This window comes from Phycisphaerales bacterium, assembly GCA_029268515.1.
In the GTDB taxonomy this organism is placed as follows: Bacteria; Planctomycetota; Phycisphaerae; order Phycisphaerales; family SM1A02; genus JAQWNP01.
Window position 1 is genome coordinate 320,680 of sequence record JAQWNP010000010.1, and the last position, 14,889, is coordinate 335,568.

Genomic DNA, 14,889 nt, shown 5'->3' on the forward strand with positions numbered 1-14,889 from the left:
TTGGGTTGCGATGCTGAGCGTGTCAGGAATGAGGTCATTTTGTGTCTATTTAGAATTCAGACGCAATGCGTAGGTAGAAAACGAGGGCATTTGAGAGTGATGCCGGATCTCCGCCTGATGGTGTGGAATACCACTCGATACCAGGTTGGACCTGGAGCCAGGGTGTGGCCTGATACAGGTAGTAAGCCTCAAGAAAGCCTTCTCCGCCACCCGGGCTGCCGTTGGTATCGCTGGTCGAAGGAGAAAGGTAGATATCAGGGTTCTCTGAAAATGAAGAGTATCCTCCCATCAATCCCAGGGAGTCAGCTGGGCGTCCGGGTACGACGCCGGTTGCAGAAATTCCTGCATTGGCTGACCAGTTGACGGGGTTCTTATCAGGGTCACTCCAGCCCAGTTGGCCGAATACAACAACGCCGCCGCCTTGCTTTGCGATTTCTTCGCTTGGTGCCCAGATTGTCTGGCCTCCGTAGAGCAGCCAACCTGGAACATCTTGCACACCATCAGGTGCATTACCACTGGTTCCAGTCTTTCCAGTTTGGAGCCATCCTGTGGCAGAAATTGAACCACTTAATTGGCCGCCCAGCATCCATTGATAGGTACATTCAGTAATAAAGAACCAATGGCCGTCATTATCGAAGAAGTTGCCAGGGCCTCGGCTTCCAGATGAATAGATAAAGCCACCTGTTTCAGAGTCAAAGGCGCCATTACTTCCATCAAACCAACCGAATCGTCCCACAATGGTGTCATCGAGTTCCCACGATGCAATAAGGCCGACGGCTTGTTCTGGGTAAGAAGGAAAATAAGGGTTCAGTGTTGTTGCATACCCTGCTGCGCCATTAACAAAAGCGGCGCTTCCTGGAATCGCTGAAAAGAGAAGGTTGGCATCTTGCTTTCCGAAACGAATAGACAGGCCAGTGGACCCGAGTTGCTGGTCATACCAGAGTTGAGACAGTTGATTGAGAGGTAGTCTTGCTGGCAGCTGAGATAGGGAGGTATTTGAGGCGCCAGTGGCATCAAAGGATTGTCCATTACCGAAGGGGCCACCAAATGAAGTCCATTGCTGATAGTTGGTGAAGAGGGTGCCGCCATCAAGTCCAAGAAGCTTATCTGTCTGAAAGGTGAGCCCTATAGAAAGTAGATTGCCGCCATAAAAGTCGGTGGCAAGCCCACCCTCTGTATTCCACCCTAGCATTGTAATGACCCCGCCATTAACAAAGATGCCATCTTTTTCTAAAGCACCTCGTAAGCCAAATGGATTACCCAAAAGACCGTCGGAACCCAGTGGCCATGACCCTTGCCTCGTCCTTGTTGTTGTTGCATTAAGGCTAGGATTATCTGTGTAGGGGTTCGGTTGCACCATACGGCTTGAAGGCTCGGACCCAATGTCAATCGCCTCTCGGCGATCGACTGGTTCAGGAGCATCTTCTGGTAATGGGTCTTGTTCCTGCGCCGTAATGCCACCAGCTAATCCAAGAACGATCAGAGACAAAGCAAGAGAGTATTTGAATGTATGAATCATTTATCTGATGCAGGCAACGTAGTCGCATTTGAATCGGCAGGAGAGTCGTCACGCCTGCCACCACCCAACTTTTCGCTGATCCACTGGACGATTGCATAGAGCATCGGTACTGCAACAAGACTAATAATCGTAGCCAGTAGCATGCCTCCAAAGACCGTTGTGCCCATGGCTTGGCGACTCATCGCTCCTGCGCCTGAGGCAATCAGTAGGGGAATCACGCCGAGGATGAAAGAAAGGGCTGTCATGAGTACTGCTCTAAATCGCAGCGATGCAGCTTCAGTAGCAGCTTGCAAAATAGGAACGCCACTATCTCTTCTTTCCTTCGCAAACTCCACAATGAGAATAGCACTTTTGGCAGAGAGTCCAATGAGCAGCACAATTCCGATTTGCGTATAAAGGTTATTGTCAATGTCTCTAATCATCAGCGCCGCTACTGCACCCAGTAGGGCAGTTGGAACCGCAAAGCAAACAGATAAAGGTAGTGACCAACTCTCATATTGAGCAGCAAGAACGAGATAGACGAGTAGGATCGATAGTAAAAAGATGAATATGGGTGATCCAGCAGATTGTTGCTGGAAAGCAATTTCAGTCCATTCATAGTCCATCGATCGAGGCAATGTTCGGTTGGCCATTTGCTCCATTAAGACCATAGCATCGCCAGAAGTGAAACCAGGCGATGGACGGGCGACAAATTTTGCGGCTGGATAGCCGTTATGACGGTAGATCGTCTGTGCGCCCAGCGATTTTTTCACATCAATAAATGAACCAATCGGAATCAGAGCGCCTGATTGACCTCTGACATCAAGCCTGCCGATGTCAGCGGGCTTGTTTCTAAAGCGTCCCTCTGCTTGCGCCTTTACTTGATAGGTACGGCCGAAGAGCGTGATGTCATTGACATAGACCGAGCCTAGATTGGTCTGAAGAACGCGAAAGACGGAGTCCATACTGACGCCGCGGGCCAAAACCTGATCACGTTGTACATCAACAAAGAGTTGTGGAATATTTGCTTCGAAGCCATTGTAAGAGCCCATCAGTGCCGATTGACTATCAGCATCGTCAACGAGCACATTGACCGTTTTTTCTAAAGCAACGAGTCCAGCGCCGCCTCGATCTTCAACCTGCATCGCAAGTCCACCTGATGTGCCAAGGCCGGGCAGACTGGGCATGCCTAAGGCCATCACAACGGCTTCTTGTATGTCCCTGAACTCGGTATTGAGGTTCTTGAGGATTGCGTTTTGTGATTTTTCCGGATCTTCTCTCAATGACCAGTCATCAAACAGCACAATAAGTGTTGCACTATTGGATGACGCGGCACCGTTTCGAAGTGAATAGCCCGCAATGGTAATGGTTTCTTTAACGCCAGGCGTCTTGAGAATGATCTCTTCCACTTGGTTGGCGACAGTATTCGTGCGTTCGAGGGCGGCTGCTTCTGGTAATTGCACATTGACAACGCACCATCCCTCATCTTCTTGCGGAACAAAGCCTGTCGGTAACTGTCCAAACCCATAAATGGCGATCAGAATAAGGCCGATGAAACAGATTAATCCGACAACAGCAATACGAAGGAAGAATTGCACAATACGCGTATAGGCCTTGGTCGTATGAGTCATGCCTTTGTTAAATATTCGCCAGATAAAGAAAGGTTTTTCTGGGCTTGGTCGCATCAGAACGCCAGCAAGTGCTGGACTCATGGTCAGTGCATTAATGCTACTGAACACAGTCGCAATACAGATTGTCAGCGCAAATTGCTGGAAGAGCTGCCCCGCAATACCCGGCATGAATGCAGTTGGTAGAAAGACGGCCAGCAAGACTAAAGTGGTTGCGATGATGGGGCCAGAAACTTCACTCATAGCAAGTGTTGCAGCTTCACGAGCCGAACATCTCTTTTCATCGAGGTGACGTGTCACATTTTCAACGACCACGATGGCGTCATCAACAACAATACCAATCGCAAGCACTAATCCGAAGAGTGATAACTGATTAATAGAAAACCCTAATAACAACATGATGGCAAAAGTGCCGATCAGTGAAACAGGTATGGTGATTGCTGGAATTAATGTTGCACGTACATTCTGTAGAAAGACGTAAACGGTAAGAACAACGAGCAAGATAGTGATCAAGAGTGTGATCACTACTTCTTTAATGGATGCCTTAATTACATCTGTCGAGTCATAACTGACAACATAACTCATGTCGTCAGGAAATCGCTCAGAGAGGCGTTCCAGCGTTTTTTTGACACCATTGGCCACGTCGATGGCATTGGCACCAGGCAGTTGGTTGACACCGAGAACTGCGGCCGGCCGACTATTGTACTCGGCAGACATTTTGTAGTTGTGTGAGCCGAGTTCTACCCGAGCGACATCAGAGAGTCTGACAATTCGTCCATTCGAGTCAGATTTGATAACAATCTGCGAAAACTCTTCTGGTGAGAGGAGCCTGCCCTTGGTGGTCACTCCGAATTGGAAGACCTGCCCTTTAGGAACAGGTGGTTGGCCGATCTGCCCAGCTGCAACAACTGCATTTTGCTCTCTTACAGCCTGGAGAACCTCATCACTTGTCAGATTCAGTGCATGCATAAGTTCTGGATTGAGCCAGATACGCATGCCATATTCGCCCGCTCCAAAGACAGATATTCCACCAACACCATCAACGCGTTTAATGGGATCGACTAATTGTAAGACGGCATAGTTATTGAGAAAAAGAGCGTCATGCGTGGTTTCTGGTGAATACAGACAGATGAATAGGGTTGTTTCGCTTGATTGCTTATTGATGCTGATGCCCTGGCGTTTGACATCTTCGGGAAGGCCAGGTTCGGCAGCAGCAACACGGTTCTGGACCATCACACTGGCGAGGTCAAGATCTGTGCCAATCTCAAATGTAATATTGAGATTCATGGTGCCGTCATCAGTGCTGGTGCTGGTCATGTACATCATGCCCTCAACACCGTTGATTTCTTGTTCTATGGGGGCCGCTACGGTTTCTGCAATGGTGGCGGCGTCTGCTCCTGGATAAACAGCTTCAACATTAATAGTTGGGGGAGCAATTTGGGGATAACGTGCAATTGGTAAGACGGCTAAGCAAATGCCACCAATCAACACCACCACGATCGATATGACCGATGCAAAGATAGGGCGATATATAAAGAAGCGGCTGAACATATTCTCAATCTTGCCACCAAAAAAGCGTGGCGTTACTTATTCAGTATTGCTATCGACAGTGGCTTTCATTCCCGGCTGAACCTTCTGAACGCCAAGGACGATGACCCGATCATCTTTAGTAATTCCCTCAGTAACAACTTGCAATGGGCCATCCACTTGGCCCATTTTGACATCTTTTCTTTGCACTTGATCATTCTTATCAAGTGTCAGTAAAAAGGAGCCAACGACGTCTTGTTGAAGAGCCGTGCGTGGCACTAAAAGTGATTGTTCTGTTGTGAGTGGTATTAAGACTCGTACGAATAAGCCAGGCACCAGTACTCCTTCTGGATTGGGTAGGGTGCCTCGTAACTCAATTGTCCCCGTATCTCTGTCGAGTCGATTGCTAAAATAATCGACGGTGCCTTTTGTCGCATATGGAGCCCCATCAGCCAACTCAATAGTGAATTGAGAGTTACTCCTCTGATCTTCTTCTGTTTTACTTGCTTGGCCCGGATTTTTGCGAAGGTGTTCGATCAGCATGCGTTCGTTTGCATCAAAGTAAACAAACATTGGATCAACAGTCACGATTGTTGTTAACAATGTGGGTTCGCCTGTGCCAACAAGATTGCCTTCAGTCACTAAAGTGCGGTCAATCCGACCACTGATTGGAGCGCGAATAATGGTGTAGTCCAGATCAATTTGGGCAGCCATCACTGCTGCCTCGGCAGAACTGATGCCAGCAGCAGCAGTGTCCCGATTTGCGGTTGCCTCGATCAGTTCTTTTTCGCTGACAACGCGGTTGCCATCTTGAGAGAGCGCTGAAACCCGAGTAAAAATCTCATTGCTCAGCGTAAACTGAGCTTTCGCGGCACTTAGATCTGCCTGTGCAGCAGAGAGCTTGGCTTGATAAGGACCTTTCTCAATAACGAAGAGAATCTGATCTTTCTCAACCAATGAGGCGGGTGAGAATTTTATTGACTCTAAAAAACCAGGCACGCGAGCTCGAATCTCGACGAGCTCAACGGCATCTGTACGGCCGGTAAAGATATTGTGCGTGGTGACATCCTTCTCTACAGGGGTCTGCACAGTGACTGTTGGCGGCGGTGGAGCAATGAACTCATTACTTGACCCACACCCACAGGTCAACAGAAAAGCTGAGATGGCGAGCGTGTGAGAATTGATGTGTTTTAGCATGGGCAGTTAGCTCATTTATATCGAGGATTAAAGCGGTGCACATCATAGCAAACCTTTCCTCTAGAGCAGGGTCTCAGTATTATCTATCCGTACGCTACAATGGGCTTGATTGAACTCAGAAACCAGTAGCGTCGCGGTTTCGATGTCTGGGTTCAATGGCATGCAGATAAACAAGTGGAGCCTATTTCAGTAATGGCCAGAATCTCACGAGTAATGTGGCTTTTCGTGCTGTGCATGAGTGTGGTATTTGTCAGCCATGCGATGGGGGATGATGCCTCTTCATATGTGGGACAGCCTGGAACTACTGATTTAGAAGTTAAATTGCTTAGCGGTTTCGGTGGCGTAACCAATGCACCTGAAACATCTAAACATGGCGACGGTTTTCAGCAGTTAACGCGGCAGTGGGAATATATCACTGATTGGCAGCTTCTTGCTTCGATCATCATTGGTCTGGTTGTTGCAGCACTGTGTGCAGCCATGATTGCATGGCAGCCTGGGACAGGTGCTGCCTCGCGTGACCCCAGCTACCTTGAGGAACGCAAGGCGCTTATTGCTCTTGGTGTACTTGGCGCAATGGTTGCCAATATTGTGGAAGTAAGCCCGCCAATGGCCTTGGTGATTTTCGGAATTGGTGGCCTCATTCGTTTTCGTACAGTCTTTGAACGCCCGAAGGTGACGGCAAGAGCAATTGGTGTTGTTGTAATTGGCCTGGCTTGTGGTTTGAACCTGATTGCGATGGCGATCATTCTTGCTCTCTTCTTCTGGATCTTACTGTTGTTGTTGGAAGCCAAGTCAACCGTTGAAGTGAAACTTCAGGTGGATCCATCTCGAGATATACAAGAAGTCATTGAACGTGCGCAATCCTGTTTGAATGATGCGGGATTGCAAGTGTATCGCACTACTGCAAACCGCTCTGGTACACAAGTCACTGTAACCGTACAGTTGGATTCTTCAGTCACTGCATCAGAGCTTGCAAAAACAATACAGCAATCAATTCCTCCAGGGCCACCGGTCGTTATTCACTGGTCTATGAAATAGCAGACAATAAAATGATGGTATTGAACATGATCAAGATTCTGCGTTCGAGCTGCGTAACAAGCATCCCCTTATACGCGGCAGTGTTTGTATTGAGTGGTTGCGTAAGTTCTCATGGCTTGTCTCTTCCCTCAAACAAAGAGGAGTCACAAAAATGGCAAGAGGCGAGATCGCAACTTGCATTGCCTGATCCAATTGCAATGGCAAGATTGGAGCCATTTGTTGGAGAGTGGGATTGGGATGTTGCAGTCTGGCCCTTTCCTGGAGCAGAGCCACAAGAGGCCAAGGGCAAAGCAGTCATGGACATGGTTGCAGGCGGTCGTTTTCTCAAGATTGACTATGAGGAATCTTTGGGAGGAAGCAACTGGGGGACAATGTTTTTAGGTTTCGACCGTGGAACATCTTTATACCAACTGGTTTCTTTTGGTACCACGAGTAGTGCAATGACAGTTGGGTGGGGTGTGTTTGATCGTACTGCTTGGAACTGGAAATTTGATGTGGCTTTTACAGATCCAATAACGCGTCGAGAGGCTCAGATCAATCTGACGATCCGGCGTCCAAGACTAAACACGCAAATCTGGACTGCTTGGCGACGTAATACTGAAGGCGAGATGGTGCGGTGGTCAGAAACCACGTTTACTAAACGTCCTGAATCAGATACGGCCGCCTCTATCAATAAATAAGATTGCGTCATTCGTCTTGCGAAGATTCTGATGTACTTTCGGGAACGCGACCCGGGGCACGATTCTCTTGTCCCTGCGTTTTGGTGAGTCGGTCTCCCAGTGCCTGGCGTTTTTTGTCTGCAAGGGCGACTAATTGGGCGACAACTTCAGGATGCTCATGAGCAACATTGTGTGCTTCACTTGGATCGGCTTCTAAGTCGTAAAGAGCAAGGTCAATTTTTGCCGAGTAGTCATATCTTCCTGGTTTCCCATCAATGCCAGCGACTTGATTATTCATAGTTCGATAGCGATGTGGAAAATGAAGTTTCCACTTGTTGTGTCGCATCGCTTCTAGGTCATTGTCGTGGTAATAAAAGTAGTATGTTTCTTGAGGTGATTTAGCGCCAGGTTTGCCGAGCAGTAGATCTTTATAACTGCGGCCATCAATGGGGCGTTCGCTCTCAGCGTTTGGCACAGGTGCATCTATTAAATCTGCAATGGTCGGTAGGACATCAATAGTCATCACAGGGGCGCTTGTGACTTGGTTTGCTGGAATACGGCCTGGCCAACGGGCTATTGAAGGGACGCGGACGCCACCTTCAAATGTCGTGCCTTTTCCCTCTCGCAAATGACCTGTTTGCCCGGCATGATTGCCATAGCTGAGCCAAGGTCCGTTATCTGACATGAAGAGCACAATGGTTTGGCTGTCAAGATCAAGTTCATCAAGCGTATTGAGTATCTGCCCAACGGACCAGTCGATCTCACCAATCACATCAGCATACGTGCCCATGCCTGTTGCATTTTCTCGGGTGTTGTGCACAGCTAGCGGTACATGAGGCATCGGATGAGCAAGGTAGACAAAAAACGGTTCGTCCTTGTGAGTTTTTATAAAGTCAATAGCACGTTGCGTAAATTCGGTGGTAAAACGGCCTTGGTCTGGACTTGTTTCTATGACTTGGTCATCTTCAATAAGTGGTAGTGGTGGATAGGTGCCTTTGCGGGCTTCGGGATGTTGGGGCCACATGTCGTTCGAGTAGGGGATGCCAAAGTAATCATCGAAGCCATGGTTGACTGGTAAAAACTGAGCATGATGCCCCAGATGCCACTTCCCATATGCTGCGGTTGCGTAGCCTTGCGTTTTGCAAATTTCAGCCAGGGTAATCTCGTCGTCGTGAATGCCATGGCGTGCATTGGGGTTGAGTGCGCCCGCAATGCCAATTCGGTTTGGATAGCAGCCTGTGAGTAGCGCAGCTCGTGAAGCTGAACAGACTGGTTGGGCCACATAAAAGTCAGTAAATCGAAGGCCTTCTGTCGCCATGCGATCAAGGTTTGGTGTTGCAACATGTGTTCCGCCATTGGCGCCCATGTCAGCCCAGCCCTGATCATCTGTAAAGATGATGACCACATTCGGTGAGCGATTGGTATCGACCGTGGGCGTAGGTGTGTTGTTTGCACTGAAAATGGACGCCAGGATTAGTAATAAATGAGGGCTCATCGAAAACTCCATCTTTTTGATAACGCAATTCTAACACTCGCTGGAGGGTCTTCGCTATTTGAATGCTGCGATCAGTAAAAACACTTTAGTTGATGGCATTCTCTAGGTAGACTGGTGCTGTGATTGAGTGGACTTTTACTCTGATATTGTGCTTTGCAGAGAGTCGCAGTGCGGCAGATACGCCTACTGCGCGGCAGCCAAATATTGTATTTGTGATGACCGATGATCATGCTTCAGCAGCGGTCAGTGCTTACGGATCACATCTTAACCAGACACCACACATTGATGCACTCGCAGATCAGGGGACGCTATTTGAGAATGCATTTTGTACCAATGGAATCTGTGCTCCTAGCCGCGCCGTGTTTCTCACGGGCACGCACAGTCACATCAATGGAGTGGAAGATAACGGCGATATATTTGACGGTTCACAAGCAACGTTTCCGAGCTTATTGCAGGATGCGGGTTACCAAACAGCATTATTTGGGAAGTGGCATCTCAAAACCGATCCCACCGGTTTCGATCATTGGGAAGTGTTGCCGGGGCAGGGGCACTACTACGCCCCTGAATTTGTCACGGCTGATGGAAAACATAATGTCAGTGGGTATTGCACAGATATAACCACAGACAAAGCAATCGACTGGCTTGCTGGCCGTGAAGATAAAGATCGCCCCTTCTTGTTAATGGTGCAACACAAGGCGCCTCATCGCAGCTGGATGCCTGGTCCAGATCATCTCAATTTGTATGAAGATGTGAAGATTGCTGAGCCGGCGACGCTCTTCGATGATTATGCAACGCGTAGTGATGCGGCAAGAAATCAAGAAATGTCGATTGCGAATCACATGTGGATGAATTATGACTTGAAAGTGCCACCAATAGATAAAGAGGGTGTACTTGATGGTCCTGATCGTTGGGCAGATGGCCTGCTAGAGCGAATGACGACGAGTGAGAGATCCAATTGGAACGCTGCCTTTGAGCCGCGCAATCAGTCCTTCCGAGAAGAAGGGCTTGAGGGTCAAGATCTCGTTCGATGGAAGTACCAGCGTTATATAAAGAACTACCTGCGTTGCATCGCATCGGTTGATGACAACGTGGGCCGACTCAACGAAGCGCTCGAAGCGGCAGGATTGAGTGGCAATACCATTTTTATCTACGTTTCAGACCAGGGGTTCTACCTGGGTGAGCACGGTTGGTATGACAAGCGCTTCATGTACGAACCTTCACTCCGTTTACCTATGATTATTCGTTGGCCTGGCCAGGCTATCGCAGGGCAGCGTCGTCAGGAGCTGGTTCAGAATCTTGATATGGCGCAGACGCTGCTGGATGCTGCCGGTGTTGCAGCGCCTGATCGTATGCAAGGCCAGAGCATGCTGCCGCTCATACGTGGAGACAGTGTGGATCCATGGCGGTCGAGTATTTACTACGAGTACTCAGAGCAAGGTATTCATAATGTGGAGCCACATTACGGTGTCCGTACAAGCCGATATAAGCTGATTTACTTTCCAGGATTAGACGCATGGGAGCTCTATGATTTGAAAGTGGATCCCAATGAAATCGATAATCGTATTGATGATCAGAAATATGCTGACATCGCAGCAAACTTGCGATCGGAACTCACTCGGCTCCGCCATCATTACCAAGTTGAGGAATCAAAGGGGCAAGACCAATGATGTCAAAGTCATTAAGGCGAACATGCTTTGTCTCTCTGGCGAAATTCCGGATTCGTATTGCATTGGCCTTTGCTCTTTGTTTTGTTGGTACGGTCGATCATACGTTTTCTCAAAATCAGGATGAATTACTTGGCACATTCATTAATCAGTGGTGTCTTGATTGTCATAGTTCGCCGCGTCCCAAAGCTGATCTTGATTTAGGGGCCGCTCTTGATGCACTCAAGAATGATGACATGTGGCCAGTTTGGCGCGATGTTCAAGCGAGGCTGATTGCAAAAGACATGCCTCCAAAGGGGGAGAAGCCCAGTGACGCTGAATATCAAGAACTAGTGGCACAACTCAAGCCAATAGTTGCAGCTTTGCCAATAACGGATGATGGTCGTGTTCGCACAACCATGCGACGACTTAACCGCGCAGAGTACGCAAATACAATTGCGGATCTATTTTTTGTTGACTTCAATCGAGACGATCTCCCTGTTGATGAGATCGGCCATGGATTTGATAATAATGGTGATGTGCTTTCTATTTCACCTTTGCTTTTTGAGAAGTACATGAATGCAGCAGAGCGAATTGCTCAAGCCGCATTTGTAGATTTGCAAAGCGCTGAGCCGGCACTTATTCAGCAAACGGCTTCAGAGCTTCATGCCGAGCGTGGCGCACACCTCAATAAAGAGGGTTGGGTGTTATTTACGAATAGTGTGGTTGAGGGCGAAATTGATGCGGTCCATTCCGGTCGCTATCGATTTGAGGCCGAAGTAGCGGGTAAACAAGCAGGTCCCGATCTGGTCGAAATGGCTTTGTTTCTTAATGGAGTTCAAATCAAGAAGTTTGAAGTATCTGGTGACATGCGTCTCCAAAAAATAGGTTCAGAAATAGACTTAAAGTCTGGCGTCTCCACATTTGGCGTCGGCTTTCTAAACGACTACTACGAACCTAAAAATCCCAAGCCTCGAGAGCGGGATCGCAATGCTCATCTCTCATCGATTTCTTTGGAAGGTCCACTTGATATTCCCAGTCCAACAAAGCTACAGGTTCTGTTGAATGCGAAAACTGAGCATCTTCCAGAGTCAGAACGTTTGAATGAGCAGGTGCGAATATTGGCATCGATGGCTTGGCGTCGGCCAGTTGACGATACTGAGGTAGAAGCACTTCTCAATATCGTGACAGAATTGGTTAGAGAAGATCAAAGTGATGCGCAGAGGCTCCGGATTGCATTGACAGCGCTCCTGGTGCATCCACGCTTCTTGTTCCGTATAGAAGCTGATCCACGCTCAGGCGAAGCACAACGAACAATTGATGCGTGGGAGTGGGCGACACGAGTGAGCTACTTTCTTTGGTCGAGTGCGCCGGATGCAATTCTGACTGAGGCAGCTGCATCAGGAGCGCTCAATGATTCAGCTGGAAGAAAGATGCAGCTTGATCGTATGATTGAAGATCCACGTGCTGCGGCCCTGGCAGAGCGATTTGGCGCGCAGTGGTTGCAGATTGACGGACTCGATCAGCTGCGTCCAGATCCTTCACAGTTTGGTGATTTTACTGATGAGCTTCTTTCAGCAATGAGAGCAGAGACAGTTCTCGTCTTCGATGCAATCTTGAAGGAGGGGCGGCCAATGAGTGACTTACTCGAAGCTGATTGGACCTTCATGAATGAGGTGCTTGCAAGACATTATGGAATTCCAGGTGTGCAGGGTTCACATATGCGGCGCGTCTCGCTGGATCCCGAACTGCCCGGTGTTCCTGATCGAATGGGCGTCTTTCGGCATGCGAGCGTACTACTTGCCACGAGTAATCCCACCCGTACCAGCCCAGTGAAACGGGGCAAGTGGGTTTTGGAAGTGCTTTTCGATGATCCAACACCGCCACCACCAGCCAATGTTGATGGCTTGCCTGAGGATGGGAGAGTCACTGGTAAGACTTCGCTACGAGCTTTGCTTGAAGCTCATCGAAGTGATCCTGCCTGTGCTTCTTGCCACAAGCGTCTTGATCCACTGGGTTTTGCATTGGAGCCATTCGATGCGGTGGGCAGGTGGCGCGAGCACGAAAACAACTTACCTATTGATGACGCTGCGAGATTGCCAGATGGAACACTGCTTGATGGACCGCAGGGTCTACGTGATCTACTGCTGGCCAGACCAGATTTTATAAGATCATGTTGCCGTCATTTGTTGACGTATGCGCTGGGCCGTGGCCTTTCAAAAGATGATGAAAATCAAGTCGATGAGATTCTCAATGGCATTGGTTCAAATCCGAGTCTACGAGCGCTCGTCTTCGCGGTCATTGAATGTGAGTCCTTTCGAACGCGACGCGCAGAGATATCTGACCCAAGCGAAAGCAGTTCAAGTAGTAACGCCAGGAGGAATAGCTCATGAGTGGCCATTTATCGCGTCGGACTGTGTTAAGAGGCATGGGCACTGCGCTCGCTTTGCCTTGGCTTGAAGCAATGCTGCCAAGTTCTTTGGCATCAGTTGCAAGAAGCGCTCAGCAATTAGGCAGCCAAGCAGGTTCACCGCCAATCAGGGCGGCATTCTTGTTTATTCCCAATGGTGTGGATCCTCCTGCCTGGATGCCTAAAAAAACAGGCCATGACTACGTATTGCCTCCATCATTGCAGCCATTGGCTGGGGTACGTGATCGATTTTCTATCGTCAGTGGGTTGGCTCATCGCAATGCGCAGGCACTCGGAGATGGGCCTGGAGACCATGCCCGATCAGCGGCCTGCTTTCTTACAGGCGCTCACCCCGTAAAGACGGCTGGTACTGATATCAATGTCGGCATGTCAGTCGACCAAGTGTTGGCCAATGCCATTGGTCATCAGACGCCATTGCCAAGTCTTGAGCTTGGATGTGAACCAGCTATGCGCAGTGGTGCCTGCGACTCTGGCTATGCGTGTGCTTATAGTGGAAATATCTCATGGCGTACCGCACAGCAGCCAAATCTCAAAGAGATTCGGCCGCGTGAAGTCTTTGAGCGACTCTTTAGTATGGGGATGGGCCGAGAGAATGCAGCAGCACGAGCCCATCGACTTAAGTCTCGACGTTCGATACTCGATTTTGTGAGCCAAGATTCCCAACAGTTAAACAATCGTTTAGGGCGGGCAGATCAAAATCGAATGGATGAGTACTTCGACGGAGTACGAGCACTCGAACGCCGTCTTGAGATGATTGAACGTGTCACGGTCGATCCTGAGGCAGCCAGAGAATTGGGCGGTATTACCCCAGAAGACCTTCCAAGGGGGACACCAGCGGACTATCGCGAGCATGTAGGCATTATGAGTGACTTGATGGTGTTGGCGTTTAAGCTTGATCAGACGCGTGTCACCAGTTTCATGCTTGCCAATGAGGGCTCTAATCGCAGTTTTCCGTATATCGAAGTTTCTGAAGGGCATCATCATCTTTCGCATCATCGTGGTGACCAAGCGATGGTCGAAAAGATCCGTCGTATCAATCACTTTCAAAGTGGCTTATTAGCGAATGTCATTAAGAAGCTTGACGCTGTCCAGGAAGGTGATGGCACGTTGCTTGATCACACCATGCTGATCTGGGGAAGTGCTATCTCGGATGGAAATCGCCACAACCATGATCACCTTCCTGTGATTGTTGCAGGTGGTTCAGCCGCGGGCGTCAATCTGGGGCAGCATATCCAAGTTGAAGAGGGGACACCGATGTGCAACCTCTATACAGGAATGCTTGGGAAGCTGACCGAAGGTCAAGTGACAGAGAAATTTGGTGACGCGACCGGCACGCTTCTAATCTAAGGAGCGGATCGCTTTGGCATTATTGTCGCTAGCTGCCTGGCGTTGGCTTATCGCCTTCATAGGTTGTGGGTACGAGACATAGAAATCGCAGTGGTTTGTCTTTGCTGTTGCAGAACTGATGCACGGTATTCGCCGGGATGTAAAAAGTATCCCCAACTTTGATTTCTTGAATGTCTCCGTCACATTCGATCGTCCCAGAGCCTTCAATAATGTAATTTTCGTGTTCGTAGTTGTGTTGATGTCGAGGGGTGTGTCCGCCAGGTTCGACCACAAAGTGACGAAGTGAAAAATGAGGCGCGTTGTCTTGGCGTCCGACCATGACTTGCATTGATACCTTTTCGGCACCATCCATATCGACTGGTGTTGTGTTTGTTGGATCTGCAGAGCGAATAAGCATCAGTGGAACCTCTTCTACATAGTCATTTG

General features: G+C 48.9%; 10 protein-coding genes. 5 read left to right on the forward strand and 5 right to left on the reverse strand.

The features are described 5' to 3' along the window. Positions 1-49: 49 nt before the first annotated feature. The 3 genes from P8J86_07840 to P8J86_07850 are packed head-to-tail and all read right to left on the reverse strand — an operon-like array spanning position 50 to position 5,850. Positions 50-1,519, reverse strand: a complete 1,470-nt coding sequence (locus P8J86_07840; protein MDG2054603.1) for a carbohydrate porin — start codon at positions 1,517-1,519, stop codon at positions 50-52. Continuing rightward, positions 1,516-4,677 (reverse strand): multidrug efflux RND transporter permease subunit, encoded by a 3,162-nt coding sequence (locus P8J86_07845; GenBank protein ID MDG2054604.1) that lies wholly within the window; start codon positions 4,675-4,677, stop codon positions 1,516-1,518. The genes P8J86_07840 and P8J86_07845 overlap by 4 nt, the downstream gene beginning before the upstream one ends. A 36-nt stretch (positions 4,678-4,713) precedes the next feature. Next, positions 4,714-5,850 carry an efflux RND transporter periplasmic adaptor subunit gene (locus P8J86_07850; GenBank protein ID MDG2054605.1) on the reverse strand — a complete coding sequence of 379 codons (1,137 nt, stop codon included), beginning with the start codon at positions 5,848-5,850 and terminating at the stop codon, positions 4,714-4,716. Positions 5,851-6,084: 234 nt separating this feature from the next. Between P8J86_07850 and P8J86_07855 the strand changes: the two genes are divergently transcribed. Together P8J86_07855 and P8J86_07860 are read left to right on the forward strand one after the other, a co-directional pair. Further along, positions 6,085-6,888, forward strand: coding sequence for a hypothetical protein (locus P8J86_07855; GenBank protein ID MDG2054606.1), 804 nt, complete (start codon positions 6,085-6,087; stop codon positions 6,886-6,888). Between the two features lie 26 nt (positions 6,889-6,914). Further along, entirely contained in the window at positions 6,915-7,568 is a 654-nt protein-coding gene (locus P8J86_07860; GenBank protein ID MDG2054607.1) for a DUF1579 family protein, read from the forward strand. 7 nt (positions 7,569-7,575) lie between these two features. On the opposite strand, the gene P8J86_07865 is transcribed toward P8J86_07860, so the two are convergent. Beyond that, positions 7,576-9,042 carry a sulfatase gene (locus tag P8J86_07865; protein MDG2054608.1) on the reverse strand — a complete coding sequence of 489 codons (1,467 nt, stop codon included), beginning with the start codon at positions 9,040-9,042 and terminating at the stop codon, positions 7,576-7,578. A 119-nt stretch (positions 9,043-9,161) separates the two neighbouring features. Between P8J86_07865 and P8J86_07870 the strand changes: the two genes are divergently transcribed. The 3 genes from P8J86_07870 to P8J86_07880 are packed head-to-tail and all read left to right on the forward strand — an operon-like array spanning position 9,162 to position 14,463. After that, positions 9,162-10,709 (forward strand): sulfatase, encoded by a 1,548-nt coding sequence (locus P8J86_07870; GenBank protein MDG2054609.1) that lies wholly within the window; start codon positions 9,162-9,164, stop codon positions 10,707-10,709. Then, entirely contained in the window at positions 10,706-13,078 is a 2,373-nt protein-coding gene (locus P8J86_07875) for a DUF1592 domain-containing protein (GenBank protein MDG2054610.1), read from the forward strand. Before P8J86_07870 ends, P8J86_07875 begins: the two co-directional genes overlap by 4 nt. Further along, entirely contained in the window at positions 13,075-14,463 is a 1,389-nt protein-coding gene (locus P8J86_07880) for a DUF1552 domain-containing protein (GenBank protein MDG2054611.1), read from the forward strand. Before P8J86_07875 ends, P8J86_07880 begins: the two co-directional genes overlap by 4 nt. A 28-nt stretch (positions 14,464-14,491) precedes the next feature. Here P8J86_07880 and P8J86_07885 read toward each other — a convergent pair whose 3' ends face one another. After that, positions 14,492-14,860 (reverse strand): cupin domain-containing protein, encoded by a 369-nt coding sequence (locus P8J86_07885; protein ID MDG2054612.1) that lies wholly within the window; start codon positions 14,858-14,860, stop codon positions 14,492-14,494. Between the last annotated feature and the right edge of the window lie 29 nt (positions 14,861-14,889).

Excerpts from the sequence above, each read along its gene's own strand:
- P8J86_07850 (MDG2054605.1), bottom strand. The coding sequence starts at position 5,850 with ATGCTAAAACACATCAATTCTCACACGCTCGCCATCTCAGCTTTTCTG.
- P8J86_07855 (MDG2054606.1), top strand. The coding sequence starts at position 6,085 with ATGAGTGTGGTATTTGTCAGCCATGCGATGGGGGATGATGCCTCTTCA.
- P8J86_07840 (MDG2054603.1), bottom strand. The coding sequence starts at position 1,519 with ATGATTCATACATTCAAATACTCTCTTGCTTTGTCTCTGATCGTTCTT.
- P8J86_07860 (MDG2054607.1), top strand. The coding sequence starts at position 6,915 with ATGATCAAGATTCTGCGTTCGAGCTGCGTAACAAGCATCCCCTTATAC.
- P8J86_07885 (MDG2054612.1), bottom strand. The coding sequence starts at position 14,860 with ATGCTTATTCGCTCTGCAGATCCAACAAACACAACACCAGTCGATATG.
- P8J86_07875 (MDG2054610.1), top strand. The coding sequence starts at position 10,706 with ATGATGTCAAAGTCATTAAGGCGAACATGCTTTGTCTCTCTGGCGAAA.
- P8J86_07880 (MDG2054611.1), top strand. The coding sequence starts at position 13,075 with ATGAGTGGCCATTTATCGCGTCGGACTGTGTTAAGAGGCATGGGCACT.
- P8J86_07845 (MDG2054604.1), bottom strand. The coding sequence starts at position 4,677 with ATGTTCAGCCGCTTCTTTATATATCGCCCTATCTTTGCATCGGTCATA.
- P8J86_07865 (MDG2054608.1), bottom strand. The coding sequence starts at position 9,042 with ATGAGCCCTCATTTATTACTAATCCTGGCGTCCATTTTCAGTGCAAAC.